General features: G+C 36.1%; 16 protein-coding genes. 5 read left to right on the forward strand and 11 right to left on the reverse strand.

Annotation, left to right across the window (positions count from 1 at the left end; translation table 11 throughout):
* Nucleotides 1-198: 198 nt before the first annotated feature.
* From BMX24_RS15310 to BMX24_RS15335, 6 genes are all read right to left on the reverse strand, one after another.
* Nucleotides 199-2,316, reverse strand: coding sequence for a TonB-dependent receptor (locus BMX24_RS15310; RefSeq protein WP_089794215.1), 2,118 nt, complete (start codon nucleotides 2,314-2,316; stop codon nucleotides 199-201).
* The gene (locus BMX24_RS15315; protein ID WP_089794218.1) at nucleotides 2,316-3,515 is read right to left on the reverse strand and encodes a PepSY-associated TM helix domain-containing protein; all 1,200 of its coding nucleotides are present in this window, start codon (nucleotides 3,513-3,515) and stop codon (nucleotides 2,316-2,318) included. Before BMX24_RS15315 ends, BMX24_RS15310 begins: the two co-directional genes overlap by 1 nt.
* 34 nt (nucleotides 3,516-3,549) lie before the next feature.
* Complete coding sequence (locus BMX24_RS15320) at nucleotides 3,550-5,742, reverse strand: TonB-dependent siderophore receptor (protein ID WP_089794220.1); 2,193 nt, start codon at nucleotides 5,740-5,742, stop codon at nucleotides 3,550-3,552.
* A gap of 152 nt (nucleotides 5,743-5,894) precedes the next feature.
* Complete coding sequence (gene secA, locus BMX24_RS15325; protein ID WP_089794221.1) at nucleotides 5,895-8,969, reverse strand: preprotein translocase subunit SecA; 3,075 nt, start codon at nucleotides 8,967-8,969, stop codon at nucleotides 5,895-5,897.
* Between the two features lie 128 nt (nucleotides 8,970-9,097).
* Nucleotides 9,098-9,319, reverse strand: a complete 222-nt coding sequence (locus tag BMX24_RS15330) for a DUF2795 domain-containing protein (protein WP_002662059.1) — start codon at nucleotides 9,317-9,319, stop codon at nucleotides 9,098-9,100.
* Nucleotides 9,320-9,461: 142 nt separating this feature from the next.
* Entirely contained in the window at nucleotides 9,462-10,484 is a 1,023-nt protein-coding gene (locus BMX24_RS15335; protein WP_089794223.1) for a GDP-mannose 4,6-dehydratase, read from the reverse strand.
* 89 nt (nucleotides 10,485-10,573) lie between these two features.
* On the opposite strand from BMX24_RS15335, the gene BMX24_RS15340 reads away from it, so the two are divergent.
* Together BMX24_RS15340 and BMX24_RS15345 are read left to right on the forward strand one after the other, a co-directional pair.
* On the forward strand, nucleotides 10,574-11,371 hold the full coding sequence (locus BMX24_RS15340; protein WP_089794225.1) for a DUF2797 domain-containing protein: 798 nt from the start codon (nucleotides 10,574-10,576) through the stop codon (nucleotides 11,369-11,371).
* Between the two features lie 36 nt (nucleotides 11,372-11,407).
* Nucleotides 11,408-14,065 carry a hypothetical protein gene (locus BMX24_RS15345; protein ID WP_089794227.1) on the forward strand — a complete coding sequence of 886 codons (2,658 nt, stop codon included), beginning with the start codon at nucleotides 11,408-11,410 and terminating at the stop codon, nucleotides 14,063-14,065.
* 18 nt (nucleotides 14,066-14,083) lie between these two features.
* Here BMX24_RS15345 and BMX24_RS15350 read toward each other — a convergent pair whose 3' ends face one another.
* Nucleotides 14,084-14,434, reverse strand: a complete 351-nt coding sequence (locus tag BMX24_RS15350) for a hypothetical protein (RefSeq protein WP_089794229.1) — start codon at nucleotides 14,432-14,434, stop codon at nucleotides 14,084-14,086.
* A 172-nt stretch (nucleotides 14,435-14,606) separates the two neighbouring features.
* Between BMX24_RS15350 and BMX24_RS15355 the strand changes: the two genes are divergently transcribed.
* On the forward strand, nucleotides 14,607-14,801 hold the full coding sequence (locus BMX24_RS15355) for a hypothetical protein (RefSeq protein WP_089794231.1): 195 nt from the start codon (nucleotides 14,607-14,609) through the stop codon (nucleotides 14,799-14,801).
* 123 nt (nucleotides 14,802-14,924) lie between these two features.
* The gene (locus BMX24_RS15360; RefSeq protein WP_089794733.1) at nucleotides 14,925-15,971 is read left to right on the forward strand and encodes a PA0069 family radical SAM protein; all 1,047 of its coding nucleotides are present in this window, start codon (nucleotides 14,925-14,927) and stop codon (nucleotides 15,969-15,971) included.
* A gap of 219 nt (nucleotides 15,972-16,190) precedes the next feature.
* Here the strand turns inward: BMX24_RS15360 and BMX24_RS21235 are convergent, their stop codons facing one another.
* Nucleotides 16,191-16,352, reverse strand: a complete 162-nt coding sequence (locus tag BMX24_RS21235; RefSeq protein ID WP_170835724.1) for a bacteriocin-like protein — start codon at nucleotides 16,350-16,352, stop codon at nucleotides 16,191-16,193.
* A gap of 82 nt (nucleotides 16,353-16,434) precedes the next feature.
* Nucleotides 16,435-17,385: an isopenicillin N synthase family dioxygenase gene (locus BMX24_RS15365; RefSeq protein WP_089794232.1), complete on the reverse strand. Its 951-nt coding sequence runs from the start codon at nucleotides 17,383-17,385 to the stop codon at nucleotides 16,435-16,437.
* Nucleotides 17,386-17,469: 84 nt separating this feature from the next.
* Here BMX24_RS15365 and menD point away from each other — a divergent pair, with 84 nt between their 5' ends.
* Complete coding sequence (menD, locus tag BMX24_RS15370; RefSeq protein ID WP_089794233.1) at nucleotides 17,470-19,149, forward strand: 2-succinyl-5-enolpyruvyl-6-hydroxy-3-cyclohexene-1-carboxylic-acid synthase; 1,680 nt, start codon at nucleotides 17,470-17,472, stop codon at nucleotides 19,147-19,149.
* Here the strand turns inward: menD and BMX24_RS15375 are convergent.
* Entirely contained in the window at nucleotides 19,146-19,772 is a 627-nt protein-coding gene (locus BMX24_RS15375) for an aminotransferase class IV (protein WP_089794234.1), read from the reverse strand. The two genes, menD and BMX24_RS15375, sit on opposite strands and share 4 nt — an antisense overlap.
* Nucleotides 19,756-20,733: an aminodeoxychorismate synthase component I gene (locus tag BMX24_RS15380; protein WP_089794236.1), complete on the reverse strand. Its 978-nt coding sequence runs from the start codon at nucleotides 20,731-20,733 to the stop codon at nucleotides 19,756-19,758. Before BMX24_RS15380 ends, BMX24_RS15375 begins: the two co-directional genes overlap by 17 nt.
* Between the last annotated feature and the right edge of the window lie 4 nt (nucleotides 20,734-20,737).

Consider the following 20,737-nt stretch of genomic DNA (forward strand, 5'->3'; position numbering starts at 1 on the left):
TCGAAATATTATTCTGATTTTATTTCCTGAGAGTTGTGACCCTTGTCAAAGGTTTTAAACCTTGACAAGGGTTTGGAGAAATCCCTAGCCCCGATTGGAACGACATCCTTTTTGGTTGCGGGCGGAGCCCGTAACCAAAAAGATACAGCACTTCGGCAAGCTCAGCATAAACTCCAAGCGGGAAATAGCTTCTAATAATTAAAATTTATATTCAACCATGAAAGTTCCTCTCATTCCCAGGGAATTATTGAAATCGCTGTCTCTCGCAGCCCACCAGGCAATGGCCGGCTGATACATTGTATTGAAAAGATTTTCGATTCCTAAAGAAACTTTCCAGTTTTTGTTGACTTCATAGCTGGATTTAAAGTTGAAAACCGTGTATTCCGGAACTTCTCCTTCACCGTAAACATACAAACCGGTTTTTGTATTCGGATCGAACCGATCTTGTTTAAAGGCGTGGAGCATATCTAAACCAACTGACAATTTCTGAGTCGGTCTTGCCTGAATATATGCCAAAACTTTCGGCGCAGAAATTCTGCTGTTGTTGATCTTTGTTGAATAATCACCGTCGTCTTTTGGAGAGGTAATTCCTTCCATCCAGCTGTAGCTTCCTCCGAAATTAATCCATCTGGTCGGAGTGAAATGTACAAAACCTTCAACTCCATACACCACCTCAGGTGCTCTCTGGATCGTCAAAGCTCTGTCCGGACTTTGGATGAACGTTGCTCCTAATTTTGAAGTACTTACATAAGAAGTGATTTCATAATTGATCCATTTTGTGATCTGCCCTGTTGCTCCCAATTCATAATTATTAACGATAATGGGCTTGGTTTCCAGATTGTTGATGGTGTCAGACGTTGAGGTTCTCAGAATTCTCCCTAATTCATTGATGGAATAAGCCTGTGAAAAACTTCCGAAAAGGTTGATCATAGGGTTGATATTGTATCGAAGCCCAAGATTGGCAACTAGAGCATTATATTCCAGATCGCCGCCGGTTACAAAAATACTTTTCGTAAAAGTTCCGTCATTTTTAATAGTGGAAAGGGTGTTGAAATCTCCCACTTTCACTTTCATATTTTCGTATCTAAGTCCTCCTTTGATGGTTAATTTTTTTAATAAATCAATTTTAACCAACATAAAAGGGGCAATATTCGTCATGTCCATATCGGGAGTCCAGTAACGGCCGTCTTCCAGCTTCTGAACGGTCTGGTCATTCAAAAAATCAACTCCATAAATAACTTCTCCCTGAGAATTTTTAGCATTCCATAATTGGGTGTCGAGGTTTACCCTGGCTCCATATTTTTTAGAAATAATATTAGACTGGCCGCCATTCAGGAAAGTATCGCTATATCCGTAAACCGTACGGAAATCCTGTAAATATAAGTTGACATTTAATGCTGTTCCCTGCCACAGGTTTTTATTGTCATAGCTTACTTTGAAATTGTGGTTTCTCGGAGTTCCCTGCGGTGTGGTTTCAAGACCTTTTCCTTCTCCTTCTCCAATAGTTGGAATTAAGCCGTATTTTCCTGTTTTTAATCCTAAATTAAGATCAGATTTTGAAGCATAACCAATATAAGACGCTTCAATTCTTTGATTGTCATTAATATTATAGCCTAACTTCAACATTCCGTTATAGTTATTCATTTTGGCGGTGCTGTAGGTCGGACTTAAATTTACTCCGTCTGCATCTTTCATGTAACCCGTTCTTTCGTAGGCAAAAGATGCTACATAATCGAATTTTTTCGCAAAACTTCCGGAAAGAAGCTGACTAGCCCTGAACCCTAAAGTTCCACCATAAGGTTGCCCTGTAATGCCAACTTGAGAAATTCCTGAAATTTTTTTATCAGAATTGCTTTTTCTTGTAATATAATTAATAATACCTCCGTCTGCGCCATTACCGTAAATTGATGAAGCTCCTTTGATCACCTCGATTCTTTCAATGACAGAAGGATCAATCAATCTCAAATCTCTCGCACCGTTTCGAAGTGGAGTAGACTGTGGAATTCCGTCAATTAAAACCAAAACCTGGCGTCCTCTCAAGGTTTGTCCGGTATTTGAGGTTTGCCCGGAACTGGTAGCCAAACTCGGAACCGTGTATTGTAAAATACTTGTAATATCTGAATTGACCGTCAGTTGAGACTGGATCTGTTTTTCTCCAACAATGGTTACAGAACTTGGTATTTCTTTAATGTTTTCTTTTTTTCTTGAAGCTGTCATGACAACCTCGTCTACATTTTTGGTCTGCAGAGAATCTTTTTCCTGAGCAAATGTTGTGATTGCAGCCAATGTCACTACAGATAGTATTATTTTCTTCATTACAGTGTTTTAATTGCTTTTTTCTTCTTTTTTCCCAACCATACTAAAAATCCCGTTACGGGTAATGAGGTGCAGATCAATCCTGCGATGAACCAAATGATTTTACCGGCTAATCCGAAATAGGAACCGGTATGAATGTCATAATTGGCATTTGCATATTTTTCTGCATTGTTAAGTTCCTGATGAGGTTTATTCGACAATAATTTTCCTGAATATTTATCAAATACAATCTGGTTTCTTACAGCAAATTTTCCGTCTTCACCATAGACTGTGACAGGAATATTTTTTAATTCTTTTCCTTTTTTATTTTTTCCGTTTACCGGAATTTTGAAGCTTGAAGATCCGGCATATAATTTTCTTGTTTCCTGGGCGGTAAGATCAAAAACCGAAGTGTTTTTTACCAAAAGAGAATCCGGAGATTTGATTTCCTTTTCTTTGGGAAGTTCGAGCGAGCCGGATAATGCGACATTGAAAGCGTTTTTCACCCACGGATAAGCGAAGTAAATGCCTGATAAGCTTAATAATAAAGCAATAAATGAAGCATAAAATCCTAGAATATTGTGAAGATCATAGTTTTTTCGTTTCCATGTTTTCACATTTTTCCAGTTGAACCAGAAACGTCCTTTTTTTGATTTTTTTGGCCACCAAAGGATTATTCCCGTAATCAGCATAATGATGAACAAAACAACCGGAATTCCCACCACATATTTCCCCCAATCTGATTTTAATAATAAACTCCAGTGAATGGCTTTTAAAATAGGGAAGAGGTCATATTTTTCATTATAAATTCCTAAGATTTCCCCGGTGTATTGATTGACGTAAACAAGCTTATTGATTTTTACTTCATCAAAATAATTCCAAGCTTTTTTATCTTTTTCATAATAGAGAAATTCGTAGGATTTATTTTTATCTAAAGGAATTTCAACAGAGCTTATCGGGTATTTTTCATTAGTTTCCAAGGAAACTTTTTCACGAAGCACATCAATGGATAAAGGTTTTTCCGTAATCGATTCTTTCTTTACATACATCGATTCTTTACGCAAAATGCCCTGAATTTCATCTTTGAAAACATACATCGTTCCCGTTCCGGAAACAATGAAAACAATGATGCCAATGGACAGGCCAAACCACAAATGCAGTTTGGCAGACCATTTTTTTGTAAAAGAAGGTTTCTTTTTATAATGATGCTTCTTCTTCATGCTGAAAAGCTAAGCGTGGTTAGCTTTTAATTATTTAAAATTTATATCCTATCGAAAGTCTGAAGTTTCTTGGAGCTTCTGCCTGGTAATAATAGTAATTTCCGTAAGGTGAACCAGAGTAAAGGTATCTGTTGAATACATTAAAGACATTCAATCCCACTCTGAATTTTGTATTTTCCCAAGAAAGACCTGCATCGAATTTCACGTAATCTCCCAACTCTTTTTGGGTGCTTGTGCTTGCCCAAGACCAAGTACTTCTATCCGCAAGATAAGTTCCTCCGAATGAAAGCCCGAAACCTTCTAAAGTTCCTTCAGTGAATGTATAATTCAACCATCCATTTGCAGTATGCTTCGCATATCCGGGAACTCTCATTCCTACCGGATTGTTTACGGGATCATTGGATTCTGTTACTTTATTTTCTGTAAAAGCGTAATTGAAGATTGCATTAAAGCCTCTTGTAATTTCACCTTTTAAATCAAATTCAACTCCTTGAACTCTTGTTTTTCCGAGTAAAATTGAGAATTGTTCAATAGGGCTGTTGGTAGGATCTGCAACGGTAGCGTTATTTTTTATAATGTTATAAGCAGAAACTGTCGTATTCCATTTTCCTCCGAACCAATCTTTCTTTATACCAACTTCAAGATTATTTCCTGTAATCGGCTTTACAGTGCTTCCATCTCTGAAAATAGCTGCCTGTGGAACGAATGCCTGATCATACAAACCATAAACAGACATGTCATCATTAATGGAATAGCTAATACCAATACGTGGAGTTATTTTATCTGCTTCGGACTTCGTTCCGTAATTGTTTTCTTTCACGTTTGTATAACGAGCCGCAAGTGTAAGTCTTAATTTATCATCCAAAAATCCTAACTCATCTTGTAAGTATAATCCGGTATAATTTTGTTCAATTGTACTTCCGAGTCCAGCTCTTACAGAAAGAGGTTTGCTGGAATCAAACGCTACGAATGTATTGTTAGGACCATAGTAATTTCCAGTACCATTGATGTCGTAGTTGTTTGTATTTAAATTATACCAATAATTGTGATCGACGGGTAGTGTATAATTATCAGTTGCATTATATTTATCAAGGTTATATCCCTGAGACCAGTCTGCCATATATTTTTTGCTTCCTAAATCTAGTCCTGCTAAAATTTTATGACTTACAATTCCTGTTTTTGCATAACCATTCAAGAAAACCTGCCCGAATTTCATCGTGTTATCAGCTTCCCAATAATTTAAACGACGGATCATATAGTTTCCTTCGAACATGCTTGGCCAAAGATCACTTCCTAATGTATATTCATTCACATACGTTAATTGAGAAGTTAGCTTCCAGTTTTCGTTAAATTTATGTTGAAGATTGATGTTTACCGTATTGTTATCGACTTTAGTAGGATCGATTCCCGGATCTGTTTGTGTATAGCTTTGAGGTCTTGTAGCATATCCGTCAAAACTGAAAACATAAGCAGAACCAACTTCAGACATTTTTGCCTTTTGGTAAATATATTCAGCCGTTAAGGTGGTTTTATCAGAAAGATTTACTTTTAATGAAGGATTAATGATATATCTGTCATTGAATTCGTAGTCTCTGAAGCTGTTTTTGTTCTGAGCCATTAAATTTAATCTGAAAGCTACCTTATCAGTAATTTTCGTGTCAATATCAGTTTCTCCTCTGTACATATTGTAGCTTCCAAGAGTGACTCTGGCAGAACCGTTCAAAGATTGTCCTGTCGGTTTTTTAGTAACAATATTGTAGATACCGCTTGGCTCACCGTTAGACATTAAGAAACCTGATGGTCCTTTGATAAATTCGATGTGATCCACGAAAGACATATCTTCACTAAGAGGTCCCCAGTTTGATGTCACATTCACTCCGTTCATGAAAGCTGCCGCCCTGGAACCCCTCATGTTTACTCTGGTGTACATGTCTCCCCAGTGCTCCAATCTTTGTGCTCCGGCAACATTTCTTAGGACACCATCGCTCAATGTTGTTACCTGCTGATCTTCTAATGCTCTGTTTGTAATGATAGAAACGTTTTGAGGAATCTTAATCAATTCTTCATCCAAACGCATAGAAGAAGACCCTTCTTTCTCTACATATTTCTTGTAATATTTTCCATTTACAACAACTTCTTCAATATCATTTGATTTAATTGAATCTTTTTCCTGTGCAAACGATAACATAGAACCTAGCAAAGAAGCACAGACCAGTACATTTTTCATGAAATACAAATTTTCTGCAAATATATTGTTTTTAATTATTCTAAATAAATTTCAGAGTTGACATTTATCATAAAATTATTATACAATAAATAATAAAAAACCGCTCCAAGCAGTGTTGAAGCGGTTTTTAAGTATTTTAGAATTATTTTTTCTTAAGCAGGAATTTCTCCTTTGTACAAGAATGAAATAATTTCTTTGTTTAATTTGTCGATCATTTCACTGAATAAGTGGAAAGATTCTTGTTTGTAAATTACCAACGGATCTTTTTGCTCGTAAACAGCACCTTGAGATGATCTTCTTAAATCATCCATTTCACGAAGGTGAAGTTTCCAGTTTTCATCAATGATTGATAGGGTAATGTTCTTTTCAAAATCATTTATCAGGCTTTCACATTTTGTTTCGTAAGCTTCTTTAAGATCAGCTACGATGGTCATTGTTTTGTGACCGTCTGTGAAAGGAACCTGAATCATTTTAAACATAGACCCCTGATTCTGATATACATTCTCAATAATCGGGAACGATTTTTCTTTCAATAAGTTCAGCTTCATCTGATAATCTTCCTGAGCAGCCTTGAATAAAATATTCGTTAAATCCTGAACATTTTTATTTCCAAAATCACTTTCAGAAACAGGAGAACCCATTGTAAAATTCTTGATCACTTCGAATTCGAAGTCTTTGAAACTTCCGTTTGCTTTTCCTTTGGTAACGATAGAATTGGCAACATCGAAAATCATATTCGTAATATCATATTTCAGGTGATCTCCGAATAGAGCATTCTTTCTTCTCTTGTAGATTACGTCACGCTGTTTGTTCATTACGTCATCATACTCAAGAAGTCTTTTTCTGATCCCGAAGTTATTTTCTTCTACTTTTTTCTGAGCTCTTTCGATAGACTTGGTAATCATAGAATGCTGAATAACTTCACCTTCTTTATGACCCATTCTGTCCATCATTTTAGCGATTCTTTCCGAACCGAATAGACGCATCAGGTTGTCTTCAAGAGACACATAGAACTGAGAACTTCCCGGATCTCCCTGACGTCCTGCTCTACCTCTCAACTGTCTGTCTACACGTCTTGAATCGTGTCTTTCTGTACCGATAATTGCTAAACCGCCTGCTTCTTTTACTTCTTTCGTAAGCTTAATATCCGTACCACGACCTGCCATGTTGGTTGCGATTGTTACAACTCCCGGCTGTCCTGCTCCTGCAACGATTTCTGCTTCTTTCTTGTGAAGTTTCGCGTTAAGAACCTGGTGAGGAATTTTTCTTAGCTGAAGCGCCTTTGAAAGCAACTGAGAGATCTCAACAGAAGTTGTACCCACTAAGACTGGTCTTCTTGCTTCTGTTAATCTTTCGATTTCTTCAATTACGGCGTTATATTTTTCTCTGTTAGTTTTGAAAACTAAGTCTTGTCTGTCATGTCTTAAAATAGGACGGTTGGTAGGAATTACTACAACGTCTAGTTTGTAGATTTCCCAAAGCTCGCCTGCTTCCGTTTCTGCAGTACCTGTCATCCCCGCAAGCTTGTTGTACATACGGAAATAGTTCTGAAGCGTAATGGTTGCAAAAGTTTGGGTGGCAGCCTCAATTTTTACGTTTTCTTTCGCTTCAATTGCCTGGTGAAGACCGTCTGAATAACGTCTTCCTTCCATGATACGGCCTGTCTGCTCATCAACGATTTTTACTTCACCATCAATGACCACATATTCATCATCCTTTTCAAATAATGTATATGCTTTTAATAATTGGCTCATCGTGTGAACTCTTTCGGATTTTTCAGCAAAATCTGAGAAAAGTTTTTCTTTAGCTTCAAATTCTTCTTCTTTAGATAAATTTTTAGCTTCCAATTCTGCGATTTCTGTTCCGATATCCGGAAGAACGAAGAAGTTGGCATCAGAGTTTCCTTGAGACATGTATTCTACACCTTTGTCTGTAAGGTCTACCTGATTATTCTTTTCTTCGATTACGAAATAAAGGTCTTTATCTACAATCGGCATATCACGGTTGTTGTCCTGCATATATTGTGCTTCCACTTTCTGAAGCAATGCACGGTTTCCGCTTTCCGATAAGAATTTGATTAATTGTCTGTTTTTAGGAAGACCTCTGTAAGCCTGAAGCAATTTGAATCCTCCTTCTTTTGTATTTCCTGCAGCGATTAATTTTTTAGCTTCATTAAAGATTGCAGAAACAGTTTTTTTCTGAACTTCAACGATTCTGTCAATAGAAGGCTTAAGAACATCAAATTCCTGTCTGTCTCCCTGTGGAACCGGACCTGAAATAATCAATGGAGTTCTTGCATCATCTACCAATACGGAGTCTACCTCGTCGACGATGGCAAAGTTTAATTCTCTTTGTACCAGCTCCGAAGGTGAAGTTACCATGTTGTCTCTCAGATAATCGAAACCAAATTCGTTATTGGTACCGTAAGTAATATCTGAGTTGTATGCTTTTCTTCTTCCGTCTGAGTTCGGTTGGTGATTGTCGATACAGTCGATCGACATTCCGTGGAACTGATACAATGGTCCCATCCACGCCGAGTCCCTTTTTGCAAGGTAGTCGTTTACGGTTACCACGTGCACACCTCTTTCCGGAAGTGCATTTAAGAAAATAGGAAGGGTACCTACCAATGTTTTACCTTCACCGGTTGCCATCTCGGCAATTTTACCGCTGTGAAGAATAACCCCTCCGATGAACTGTACATCATAATGTACCATGTCCCAAAGTACAGGCGTTCCGGCAGCATCCCATGAGTTTTTCCAAACAGCTTGATCTCCCTGGATTTCTATAAAATCTTTGCCTGCAGCAGCCAATTGTCTGTCCCAATCGTTTGCTGTAACGCGGATTTCTCCGTTCTGCGCCCATCTTCTTGCTGTTTCTTTTACCAATGCAAAAGCTTCAGGAAGGATCTGGCTAAGAATTTTTTCTTCGATTTCGTATGATTCTTTCTTCAGAGACTCAATTTTTGAAAAAAGAGCTTCTTTTTCATCCACGTTGGTAGATGTTTTAATCTGCTCTTGAATCTGTTCTATTTGAGCTGTTATTTTGCTGGTTGCAGATTTGATATTTTCTTTAAACTCAGCAGTTTTTTCTCTTAAACCATCATCAGACAATTGCTGAATGGTAGGTTCAACAGCTTTGATTTTTGTTACAACTTTTTTTACTTCTTTTAGGTCCTGCGCTTTTTTGTCTCCCAAAAACCCTTTAAGAACTTTGTTTAAAAAACTCATAAATTTTTTACTTTATGCTTAAAGCGATATACTTTAAGCGTTTTATTAACACGCTTATTGCGTAAAAATTGATATTTAAAAAAGGGCAAAAAAGCTTTAAGCCTATTGCCTAAAGCTTATCGCTTTAATTAATATTCGTCTTCGTTCCAAAGGAAATCTTCATCCGTCGGGTAGTCGCTCCAAACTTCCTCAATAGATTCATAAATTTCTCCTTCGTCTTCGATTGCCTGAAGGTTTTCTACTACTTCCATAGGTGCACCAGTTCTGATTGCGTAATCGATAAGCTCTGCTTTTGTCATTGGCCAAGGTGCGTCACTTAAGTATGAAGCTAATTCTAATGTCCAGTACATAATTTTTCTAATTTTTTGCAAAAGTATAAAAATAGCTTATATTATATGCTTTTTTACACCTGATTTTCAATTCTTTTTATTAATTTTCGTTCATCGTACGTTATAGAAAGCCTTAGAGCAATGTCCTACAACTTACTTGATGTCATTTTCTCAAAAACCATTCCACAAATTTTTTTATGCCATTTTGGAAGTTTGTGTCAGGTTTGTAGCCAATTAATGTCTTAGCTTTTGTGATATCTGCATTGGTTTTCTGCACATCTCCCGGTTGCATTGGCAGATTTTTTCTGATGGCAGATTTTCCTAATGTATTTTCGATGGTAGAAAGCATTTCATTTAAAGTAATGACTTGGCTTTCTCCAAGATTGATGATTTCATAAACATCTGAATTATTTTCCAGATAAGTGATGGATTTTGTGATTCCGTCGATAATATCATCAATAAAAGTATAATCTCTGGCAGTAGTTCCGTCACCATAGAAAGGAATTTCCTGACTGTTTGAAATTAACTTCGTGAATTTATGAATCGCCAGATCAGGTCTTTGTCTTGGCCCATAAACCGTGAAAAACCTTAGCTGAATCATGTCAATTTTGTATAGATCATGGTAAACATGGCCTAAAATCTCACCACATTTTTTGGTTGCAGCGTATGGTGAAATGGGATTGTCGACATTATCGGTCTCTGCAAAAGGAATTTTTTCGTTGTTTCCATAAACGCTTGAAGAAGAAGCACAAACGAATTTTTTAATATTTAAATCTTTGCACAATTCCCAAAGATTCATTGTTCCGCGAACGTTGACTTCCTCGTATTCCAGAGGTCTTTCGATGGAAGGACGCACTCCGGCAAGGGCAGCCAAGTGAATAATTAAATCAATCTTATGATTTTTAAAAATTTCTTCAAGTCCTTTTTTATCCCTTATATCCTGATAATAAAGGGTGTAATTGTCTGATTTTGAAATAGAAATTAGTTTTTTAATATCATTTTCCTTATCAGAGAACTCAAAATCCGAATTTTCGCCAATTGACTCTAAAGTATTCTTGATTTTTATCTGATAACTATAGAAATCATCAAAATTGTCAATGTTTATGACAGAATGTCCTTTTTTTAATAATTGTTCTACCAAATGAGAACCAATAAATCCGCTTCCTCCTGTAACAAGATAATTCATCTGTGTCTTTTTATTAGTACAAAAATATAAATTTACTTCGTGAAAAATATAATCATTAAATTTACTTAAAAAAGTAACATAAAATTAATATGCAGTTTCAAGGGCAAATTTTAAAAATGACGAGCTTCAATGATGAGCCGATTCAATATTATCTTAACCTTTCCGGAGACCTTATTCACATGAATGAGCTGTTTGGAAAAGAATTAACTATAAAACATACGGGATTCCAATGCGTCAATTGTCAGCTAGACAAAACAATTTACCGAATGGGCTTCTGTAAAAGCTGTTTTTTTGAAAGTCCTTACGCAAGTGATACGATCATTCGTCCCGAGCTTTCTACAGCACATTTAGGAGTTGCAGAACGTGATCTGGAAGTGGAAAAGGAAATCCAGCTTCAGCCGCACACCGTTTATCTGGCTTATACAGGAGAGGTGAAAGTAGGAGTGACAAGAAATACACAGATCCCGACACGTTGGATCGACCAGGGAGCCACTTTTGCTTTGCCGATTGCCAGAACCGAAAACCGCTACGAAGCAGGAATGATAGAAGTTGCTTTAAAACAACACGTTCCGGATAAAACAAGCTGGAAAAAAATGCTTCAGGATGACCTGGAAGATGATATTGATCTGGCAGATTTTCAGCAAAAAATAAAAGAATATTTTCCCGAAGATTTCCAGAAATTCTACAGTGAAGGCGAAAATCTATGGAGATTTGATTATCCGTTTGAAAAGCCACAAAAAGTAAGTTCTTTTACTTTGGATAAAAAACCGGAGTTTACGGGAAGGCTTACAGGGATTAAAGGCCAGTATTTAGGCTTCGAGGGAGGAGATTTTATGAATGTAAGAGGACATGAGGGGTATGTAATTGAGCTGAATGTAAAAAATTAATCCTATATTTAATGTTAATTAAAACAATTGGCATTAATGAAAAAATGGGTAAAAAAAATATTGATCGGTTTTGGAGTTTTGCTGCTGATTGTTTTAGTGGCAAACTTCGGACTCAATATTTGGCTTAAAACCCAACTTCCCAACTATATCAAAAATAATACAGACTACAAAGTTTCCTACAAACTGCTGGAAGTAGATCTTATGTCCGGTAATATCCTATCGACAGGGGTTTCCGTAAACAGCAAAAATCCGCAGAATACCAATGTTATAGGGCTTCAGGGGACAATTGATACTTTAAAAGTCAGCCGTTTTGGAATTTATGATGCGATTTTTAACAAACAAATCAACTCGTCAGATTTATTATTATCAAAACCTAATCTGAATATCGTTCTGACCAAGCCTGTCGATGTAAAAACAGGTAAAAAACGAAACCCTTTTTTGTTTGAAAATATCAGGATCAACAGTGGAAATATCAGCATTTTCAGGCATACAAAACAGAAATTTCTGTCGGTTCAGGATCTGAATTTATTTGTTGAAAATCTCCAGATGACGGAAGAATCTGTGGAGAATAAATTACCCGTTGTTTTTGATAAATATGACATCAGAGGGAAGAATTTTTTCGTGCGACCTGATAATATTTACGCCTTAAAAATCAATAAAATAGAAACTTCAAACGGACAAATGTCAATTGAAAATTTTCAATTGATTCCTTTACTGAATATCGATCAGTTAAAAAGATTTTATCCTAAAAGAACAAAACTTTATCAGTTCAATATTCCAAAAATGGAATTTAAGGATGTTGTTCTGAAAAAAAATATAGTTTCTCTTGCCAATGCAGAATTTGAACAGCCTTATCTTATGGTTTATAACACAGATGCGGTTCCTGTAAAAGTAAAAAAGCCGTCTGATTTTGAGCTTAATCTTGAAGATGTAAAACTGAGTAATGCCACCGTTCAGATCATAAAACCGGACGGAAACAAGCTTTTATATGCGAGAAGGCTGAATCTTGCTGTTAATCAATTAAAATTTAATAAAGAAACCCGAGAGGAAGTTATTCCGGTGGGGTACAAAAGCTTTCAGTTTTCCGGAAAAGATATTTTGTATTCTAATCATCAGAATTATAATATCGAAAACTTTGCACTGAATCAGAAAAGTGGAGAATTTAGAAATCTTTCTGTGACTCCCAATACGGCAAATCCCGGAAGAAGAAGCATGAATCTGAAGGCAAATCTGGTTGCTTTTAATATCAATACATTTGAATTTATCGACAGAAAGCTGAATCTTGATATCAAAGATGTCTTGGTAGATCAGGTAAATGGAACAATTAAAGTTGGACCTCCCAGACCAAAAAAAATACCGAAAGAAAATAAAGTTGAACAAATTCTCGTGCGGAAAGTCACACTTAAAAATTCTAATCTTACCTATGATAAAGAAAGTGAGCCATTGGTTTTTAATGAGTTGAATGCAACGATAAATGAAATTGAATACAAATCAAAATCGGACAATCACGGCCATACGCTCAAAGTGAAAGATTATTTTCTCACGACCAAAAATTTTGTGTACAAAACCAGGCTTTATAATCTGGGTGTCGGACTTTTAAAATTAAATAAAAATAAAGTCCAGATCAATAATTTTACGGTAAAACCTCTCGTTTCGAGAGCGCAGTTTATCAAAATGATACCTGTTGAACAAGATTTGTATGACATCAAGGCTGGGCAGATTACGGCTGATGGAAATTGGGATCTTTTTTCTCAGAATAAATTCATTAATGCTTCGAATGTTACGATTCAATCTGCGGATGCCAATATTTTCAGGAGTAAGATCCCGAAAGATGATCCAAAGGAAAAGCCTTTGTATTCCAGAATGTTGCGATCTATTAAAATTCCGATGATCATCAATAACCTGGATCTGAAAAACTCGATTTTGGTCTACGAAGAAGATACTCCGGAAAGTGTAGGTCCGGGAAAACTGACATTCAGTAATTTTAATATGAATGTTAAAAATTTAAACTCAGCAAAAACAAAAGGAAAACCTACTAAAGTTGACATAAAGATAAACTGCTCGTTCATGAATCTCGCTCCGTTGTCTGTAAACTGGGGCTTTGATGTAGCCGATCAGCGGGATATTTTTACAATTTCCGGAAGAACGCTGAATCTTCCTGCACAAGGCATCAATCCGTTTATCCGTCCGTATCTTCATGTAACGGCAACGGGAACAATTCAGGAGATGCTTTTTAATTTCACAGGAAATCCGAGAGGGCTGCACGGAAGATTTAACCTTAAACATAAAGATCTGAAAGTTGCCATTTTAGACAAAAATAATCAGGAAAAGAAGGGCTTTCTTACAGCAATTGCTAATCTTGTCGTGAGATCGGATTCGGGCAAACTTCCTCAGGATGTGATCATTGAAGAGGTGGAAAGAGATCCTACGAAGTCATTCTTTAATTTGTTTTGGAGAGGAATTGAACAGGGATTGAAGAAAACTTTAATCGGAATAAACATCGATAAAGCAAAGAAAACCGTTGAAAATACAAAGTCTTCCATAAAAGAGATGAAGCAGTCTGTAAAGGATTTGAAACAGGAGATCAAAGGTTCGGATGCCAAAAAAGAAGAACCGCAGCCTGTAGAAGAAAAACCGAAAAGAGGGTTTCTGAAAGGTATTTTTAAGAAAAAAGAAAGACCTGAAACAGAGTAATTTCAGGTCTTTTATATATTAATCAAAATCAAATTCATCGCTTTCCAGAATAGGGATTTCACGTAAAAAATTGTCAAATTCTTTAGGATAATTGCTTTCTGCGCCGTAAGAATCGATCACCATTCCCATATTTCCGGCATCGTCTTTCACCACGTACAAAACAGCATTGTCATCTGAACTGCTTGCTCCTTCAAAACGATAGGTTTTCAGGATGGTCAATTCATTCGGCAGGTAATTTTTTTCAGAATTTTCCAGTTTCACTTCGCAGTTGTCATTCATTCTGAACTCTCTGTGGATGCCTCTTTCTGCTAATCTGCTCATAACCTGACTAAGCGTCGTCATTTTATCGATATTTCCTGTACTTTCCATAATAATATTTTTCTTCTAAAATACAATAATTAAACCATTGATATCAAATATATGGTATATTAATGAATAATTTTTGTAATGAAATTCTGATGAATGTTAACAAAATTTATAATTCAGTAAATTGGCTTGGGTATACTTTTTGCAATAAACATTGTAATAAATCGGACAAAATATGAAAAAAGAAGTCGGAGTATTACTGGCAGGGGGAGTTGGTCTTTTGGCAGTATTAAGTATTATCGGGATTAAAAAAATATTACACAAAAAAGGCAAAAAATATAGTGATACCTATTCAGATTATCACAGACACTTTGATGGAAAAAACCACGACGACGAATATCACGGAGTGGAATTTTACGCGCTGAAGTAGTAAAAAAATATATTTAATTATGTTTAAATCCAACGCTTTTGAAAGTGTTGGATTTTTTTGTGGAAAACTTTAGTGTTAAAACTCATTATTTTAGAAAAATTCCAATCTAATTTTACATTTGCAATGCAGAACGAAAATATCATAAAAGGTCAGGGAGCTCAGCGAAATGTTATCAACCGTTTCGACCGCTATACCTATGAACCGGAAGATGAAGATTTCGAAACTGTAAAAACGTCTTTCACAGAAGTATTTCCGAAAACGATTGTAAATCAGGTGAAAAGCGAAGATCTTCCGATGGAATATTCTATGAATCCTTATCAGGGGTGTGAACATGGATGCTCGTATTGTTTTGCCAGACCGACCCATGAATATTGGGGATACAGCGCCGGAATTGATTTTGAAAGAAAGATCATGGTAAAGAAAAATGCCCCGGAATTATTGGAAAAATTTTTCCAGAAAAGAGGCTACAAACCGGCTCCGATTTTACTTTCAGGAAACACCGATTGCTATCAGCCTGCAGAAAGGCAATTTGAGATTACAAGAAAGATGCTGCAGGTCTGTCTAGATTACCGGCATCCTGTCAATGTACTTACAAAAAACGCTTTGGTATTGCGGGATTTGGATATTTTAAAACCGATGGCAGAACAGAATTTGGTTTCCGTTTCTTTGAGTATTCCGACAATTAATGAAGATTTGCGTAGGAAAATGGAACCGCGGACAAGCTCAGCAAAAAACAAATTGAAGGCTGTTGAAATTCTGTCTGAGAATAAAATTCCTGTGAATGTCATGATTGCCCCAATCATTCCCGGGCTGAACAGCGATGAACCTTTAACCATTTTAAAAGCCATTTCTGAAGCCGGAGCCCAAAGTTTCGGATATACTTTGGTAAGGTTAAATGATACGGTGGAACCTGTTTTTGTCAATTGGATTGAACATGCTTTTCCTGACCGTGCGCAAAAAGTGTTGAACTTAATTCGTTCCATGCGTGGCGGAAAATTGAGTGAAAAAAGATATTTCAACCGACAGAAAGGAGAAGGGAATATTGCAGAAATGATTCACAATACTTTTAAAATAGGAAGAAAAAAATTCTTTGATGGCAAAGAATTTCCGAAACTTTCTACAGCTAATTTTACCGGAAGTAAAGATCAACAGCTGAGGTTGTTTGATTAATTTTTGACTTAAATTATTAGAATACAGGTTCTTAGATTGCTTCGCGCTCAGGGTGACACTGAAAAATCACAGTTTATTTTAACAGTTAGTCGTTAGAGTTGTCATTCTGAGCCCGAAGCAGTCGAAGGATTTAATAAAATTTATACAAAAGATTTAGGATAAATAAAAAAACCGCTCCAAAAGGAACGGTTTAATCTTTATAAGTGTATTGAATTTCAATTACATGGTGTCATCCGGACATTTGAAATCGTCGCTGCAAGCTGCACAAATTACCATGCCGTTGCAAGCATACATACAAAATTCAGGTTCTGGAAGTTTAATTCCTCCTGCACCGGAAATACTTTTTAATTGGCCTTTACTTAGTTTTTTTAAATTTTTCATATTGTTTTAATTAAAAATTTGATAGTAAAGTAAAGATAATCAAAAAAATATTAACTCAAACAACTGTGGTATATTTTTATAATTATTTTTTGATCAGTCCCAATTCGATTAATCTTTCATGTAAAAATTCTCCTGCAGTTGTGTCTTCGTACAATTTTGGATTGTTTTCATCGACGCAGTTTTCAAGAGCATTTAAAGACATTGAGCTTACTGGATGCATAAAGAAAGGAATCGAATATCTTGAAGTTCCCCACAATTCTCTTGGCGGATTTACCACTCTGTGAATCGTAGATTTCAATTTGTTGTTGGTATGTCTTGATAGCATATCTCCAACGTTGATCATCAGTTCGTCCGGTTCTGCAATCGCATCGATCCAGTCTCCTTTATGATTTTGAACTTGAAGACCTTTCCCCTGAGAACCCATCAAAAGGGTAATCAAATTAATATCTCCATGTGCTGCAGCTCTTACCGCATCATTCGGTTCTTCTGTAATTGGCGGGTAATGAATAGGTCTTAAAATAGAGTTTCCTTCAGCAATTTTATCATCAAAATAAAATTCATCAAGACCAAGATACAAAGCCAAAGCTCTCAGAACATACTGCCCTGTTTTTTCCAACATTTGATAAGCTTCTTTACCTACCTCGTTGAATTTTGGAAGTTCTTCAACGATCACATTATCAGGATACTCATTTTTGTATTTTGAATCATCAGACACATATTGCCCGAAGTGCCAAAATTCTTTCAAGTCTCCTTTTTTGAAGCCTTTTGCAGTCTCCTTGCCGAATCCTACATAGCCTCTCTGTCCGCCAATTCCCGGAATTTCGTACTTCTGTTTTGTTTCCGTTGGCAATTCAAAAAAGTTTTTTACTTCTTCATACAATTCATCCACCAATTTGTCATCAAGAAAATGGCCTTTTAAGGCAACAAAACCAATTTCTTCATAAGCTTTTCCGATTTCATTTACAAATTTCTGTTTGCGTTCCGGGTCGCCCGAAAGGAAATCACGCAGGTCTACACTAGGTATTTTATCCATTTTTAGAAATTTAACGAATGCTAATTTACATTTTTTAAATTAAAATCTATTTCGTGTTAAGCTTTTATAAATTAAATTTGTCGTATGAAAAAATATTCTTCTAAGAGAAGTATTCAAATACTTGCACACCTTCTTCAGCAGTACGGAATTTCAGATATTATTATTTCACCGGGATCAAGAAATGCTCCTTTGGCGATGCATTTTGCAGAGATGCCGGGAACTTTCCATTCTTTTAGCATTGTTGATGAAAGAAGTGCAGCTTTTGTCGGACTGGGAATGGCGATGAGCGAGAAAAAACCGGTTGCGATTACCTGTACAAGTGGTTCAGCGGCGGTGAATTATTATCCTGCGATCACGGAAGCCTTCTATTCGAATATTCCTCTTTTGGTGTTAACTGCCGATCGACCAACAGATTATGTTGATATTTTTGACGGACAGACAATCAGACAGAATAATCTTTTTCATCAGCATTCTTATGGTGATTTTCAGCTTTTGGAAGACAGCAAGGAAAATGCAGAAGACATTAATTTTGACATTATTAAAAAAGCAATCGAGCTTTGTATTGAAAAACAAGGTCCGGTTCATATCAATATTCCGTTGGAAGAGCCTCTGTATGAATTAGTTTCAGAGCTTCCGACTTTCCCGACGGTGGAAAAAACCATTAAGCATAAAGAATACGAAATCCCGTCAAACCTTGTTGCCGACTGGAATACTTCACAACGAATCATGATTCTTGTCGGAACAAAAGATTACAGCCCGGAACTTGAAAATCAATTAACACAATTGGTTAAAAATCATTCTGTTGTGGTTTTAAGTGAAGCGAATTCAAACTTATATCACGAAAAATTCTTCAGACATATCGACCGATATGTTTTCAACTTTACAGAAGAAGATTATAAGACCTATGCACCTGATTTACTGATTACTGTAGGACAAAATGTAGTGTCTAAAAAAGTAAAACAGTTTTTAAGAAAAGCGAGACCAAAACAGCATTGGCATCTGGATGAAGTCTGGCAGCCGGATACTTATTTTGTATTAACGGAGAAAATCGAAGTCAAGCCAGAAGTTTTCTTTTCTAAATTGTTAAAATTCATCAATTTAGAGCCAAAACCATACTTCAATCTTTGGGATGTTTTAAGGGATAAAAAAGATGCAAAACATGAGCAGTTTTTAAATACGGTAGAATTTTCAGATTTTTATTTTTTCAATAGAACCTCAGAATCTATTCCGGAAAATTATAATGTTCATTTTAGCAACAGTTCAGCGATCCGATATGCTCAGCTATTTGATTATGGAAAGCGCAGAATCTACTGCAACAGAGGAACAAGCGGAATCGACGGGTCAACTTCCACAGTAATGGGGTTTGCCATTAAAAATGCCAATCCGACTTTGTTGATTACAGGTGATTTAAGTTTCTTCTACGATATCAATGGTCTTTGGAATCAATACATTCCACCGTTTGTGAGAATTATGATCTTTAATAACGGGGAAGGAAATATTTTCAAAATTATTCCCGGACCGGGAAATGCCAATCCGAATACGCTGGACGAATTTATTGCAACTAAACATCACAAAACGGCAGAGCATTTGGCAAAACACTTCGGATTCTCTTACACCAAAGTAGATGAAGAGGCGACACTGGACAGAGTTTTAGAAAATTTCTTTAAACCGGATTCTCAACCTAAAATATTGGAAGTCAATACATACGGAAAGAATAGTGCAGATGTGCAAAAGGCTTATTTCAACTTTTTAAAAGAAAATTAAAGGTCTAAATATTCTTCGTTTCCGGGCAGATTTATAATTCTGTCAATCGGATAAATAAAGTTTTCGTCAAAATCATTTAAAGCGTTAATGATTTGAAAATGAGAGAATTGTTTTATGTTTTGTAAGGTAACCTCAGTTTCTTTTATTTCTTTGTGCTTTAAAAGATTTTGTCTCTGAACTCCATTCAGAAGGTAAGTGGTCGGTGTGAACCAGTCTTTCCCTTTCAGGAATAAAAGATTGGAAAAAGAGGTATCTGTAATGTGATTGTTTTTAACGATAATAATTTCCTCAGCTTTAGATTTCATCTTCATTTTTTCCAGTTCCTTACGATCTTCAAACTTGAAGGAATAGTCGAAGCTGTTGTTTTCAACTAATTGAAAATCATCAATTTCCGGAATGGCATAAGGAATCATCTGTGTTCGGACTTTTTTATCCAGATCGTAGACAACCCTCAGTTTGTACAGACCATCTTCATCATGCTCAAGATGTTTGTAGACTTTAGCAAGATCGATCGACCCTTCTTTCCCAAAATGGGCGAAAGTCTGATCTACACGCTTCTGGTGATATTCTAACAAGAAAATTTTCTGGTCTTCTACTTTAATGCTTTCAATAAATTGGGACATAGATTTTGTTTTTCATTTCCTGATACTCGTCTTCTAATTTGCTCATGTGGGTGATTCCGCCGCCGCTTTTGAAATAAAGTGTATCGCCTTCTTTTTCAATAAAACGGATCATCACGCAGCTGTCGAGATTTTCACCGTCAAACCAACCGCAGACTCCGGTATAATATCCTCTTGGGAAGCCTTCTGCTTCGAGAATTATTTCCAGTGTTTTTGGCTTCGGGGCTCCTAAAATAGAACCGGCAGGAAGCAGTTTTTTCATAATACTTCCCACTTTTCCGTCAAATTCAGGCTTCAAAACTCCTGAAATTTCAGAACTCATGGCATACAAATCTTTTTGCTGTGTTTTGATGAAATCGATATGTTGAAATTTATCAACCCTCACGTCATCTGCCACCATGCTGAGATCATTTCGGAGCAAATCTACCACGGTATAATGCTCGGCTTTCTCTTTTTTGTCGTTCTTCAAAATTTCTGCGGCATTTTCCAAAGAGGCGTCGATTGTACCTTTCATAGGATATGTCAGAATTTTTCCGTCGATGATCTTTACAAAAGTTTCAGGAGAAAAAAATACAAAAAAATCTTTATAAAAAACTTTATATTTTGCACTTGAATGATAAAAAATTTCTTCAAGCGTTAAATTTGTTTCGATTTTTGTTTTTCTAGTATAATTTACCAGATATGAATTTCCTAAGCGAATATTTTTCTGAACAATATCAAAGCCTGATTTAAAGCTTTCCAAAGTTTCCGGATAAGATTTCCATTCGATTTTTTTGTTTAAATCGTGTTGGGTTTTTGTGTTTGAAAAGTATTGAAAATCAATTAATAAGCCTGATTTTTCCAATTCATTTTCTTTAAAAACTTCCACATTCCCGGCAAGGAAATCGATAATAAAAAAATAGGGAACCTTCTGAAGTGAAAGTTCGTCCATCTCCATAAATTTTTGATGATTTATTGAAAACATTCCA

Origin of the sequence: Chryseobacterium wanjuense (assembly GCF_900111495.1) — a bacterium.
GTDB classification, from domain to species: domain Bacteria; phylum Bacteroidota; class Bacteroidia; order Flavobacteriales; family Weeksellaceae; genus Chryseobacterium; species Chryseobacterium wanjuense.

What these genes read in the sequence shown, in the direction of transcription:
- BMX24_RS15310 (WP_089794215.1), bottom strand. Translation starts at nt 2,316, where the DNA reads ATGAAGAAAATAATACTATCTGTAGTGACATTGGCTGCAATCACAACA.
- BMX24_RS15315 (WP_089794218.1), bottom strand. Translation starts at nt 3,515, where the DNA reads ATGAAGAAGAAGCATCATTATAAAAAGAAACCTTCTTTTACAAAAAAA.
- BMX24_RS15320 (WP_089794220.1), bottom strand. Translation starts at nt 5,742, where the DNA reads ATGAAAAATGTACTGGTCTGTGCTTCTTTGCTAGGTTCTATGTTATCG.
- secA (WP_089794221.1), bottom strand. Translation starts at nt 8,969, where the DNA reads ATGAGTTTTTTAAACAAAGTTCTTAAAGGGTTTTTGGGAGACAAAAAA.
- BMX24_RS15330 (WP_002662059.1), bottom strand. Translation starts at nt 9,319, where the DNA reads ATGTACTGGACATTAGAATTAGCTTCATACTTAAGTGACGCACCTTGG.
- BMX24_RS15335 (WP_089794223.1), bottom strand. Translation starts at nt 10,484, where the DNA reads ATGAATTATCTTGTTACAGGAGGAAGCGGATTTATTGGTTCTCATTTG.
- BMX24_RS15340 (WP_089794225.1), top strand. Translation starts at nt 10,574, where the DNA reads ATGCAGTTTCAAGGGCAAATTTTAAAAATGACGAGCTTCAATGATGAG.
- BMX24_RS15345 (WP_089794227.1), top strand. Translation starts at nt 11,408, where the DNA reads ATGAAAAAATGGGTAAAAAAAATATTGATCGGTTTTGGAGTTTTGCTG.
- BMX24_RS15350 (WP_089794229.1), bottom strand. Translation starts at nt 14,434, where the DNA reads ATGGAAAGTACAGGAAATATCGATAAAATGACGACGCTTAGTCAGGTT.
- BMX24_RS15355 (WP_089794231.1), top strand. Translation starts at nt 14,607, where the DNA reads ATGAAAAAAGAAGTCGGAGTATTACTGGCAGGGGGAGTTGGTCTTTTG.
- BMX24_RS15360 (WP_089794733.1), top strand. Translation starts at nt 14,925, where the DNA reads ATGCAGAACGAAAATATCATAAAAGGTCAGGGAGCTCAGCGAAATGTT.
- BMX24_RS21235 (WP_170835724.1), bottom strand. Translation starts at nt 16,352, where the DNA reads ATGAAAAATTTAAAAAAACTAAGTAAAGGCCAATTAAAAAGTATTTCC.
- BMX24_RS15365 (WP_089794232.1), bottom strand. Translation starts at nt 17,385, where the DNA reads ATGGATAAAATACCTAGTGTAGACCTGCGTGATTTCCTTTCGGGCGAC.
- menD (WP_089794233.1), top strand. Translation starts at nt 17,470, where the DNA reads ATGAAAAAATATTCTTCTAAGAGAAGTATTCAAATACTTGCACACCTT.
- BMX24_RS15375 (WP_089794234.1), bottom strand. Translation starts at nt 19,772, where the DNA reads ATGTCCCAATTTATTGAAAGCATTAAAGTAGAAGACCAGAAAATTTTC.
- BMX24_RS15380 (WP_089794236.1), bottom strand. Translation starts at nt 20,733, where the DNA reads ATGTTTTCAATAAATCATCAAAAATTTATGGAGATGGACGAACTTTCA.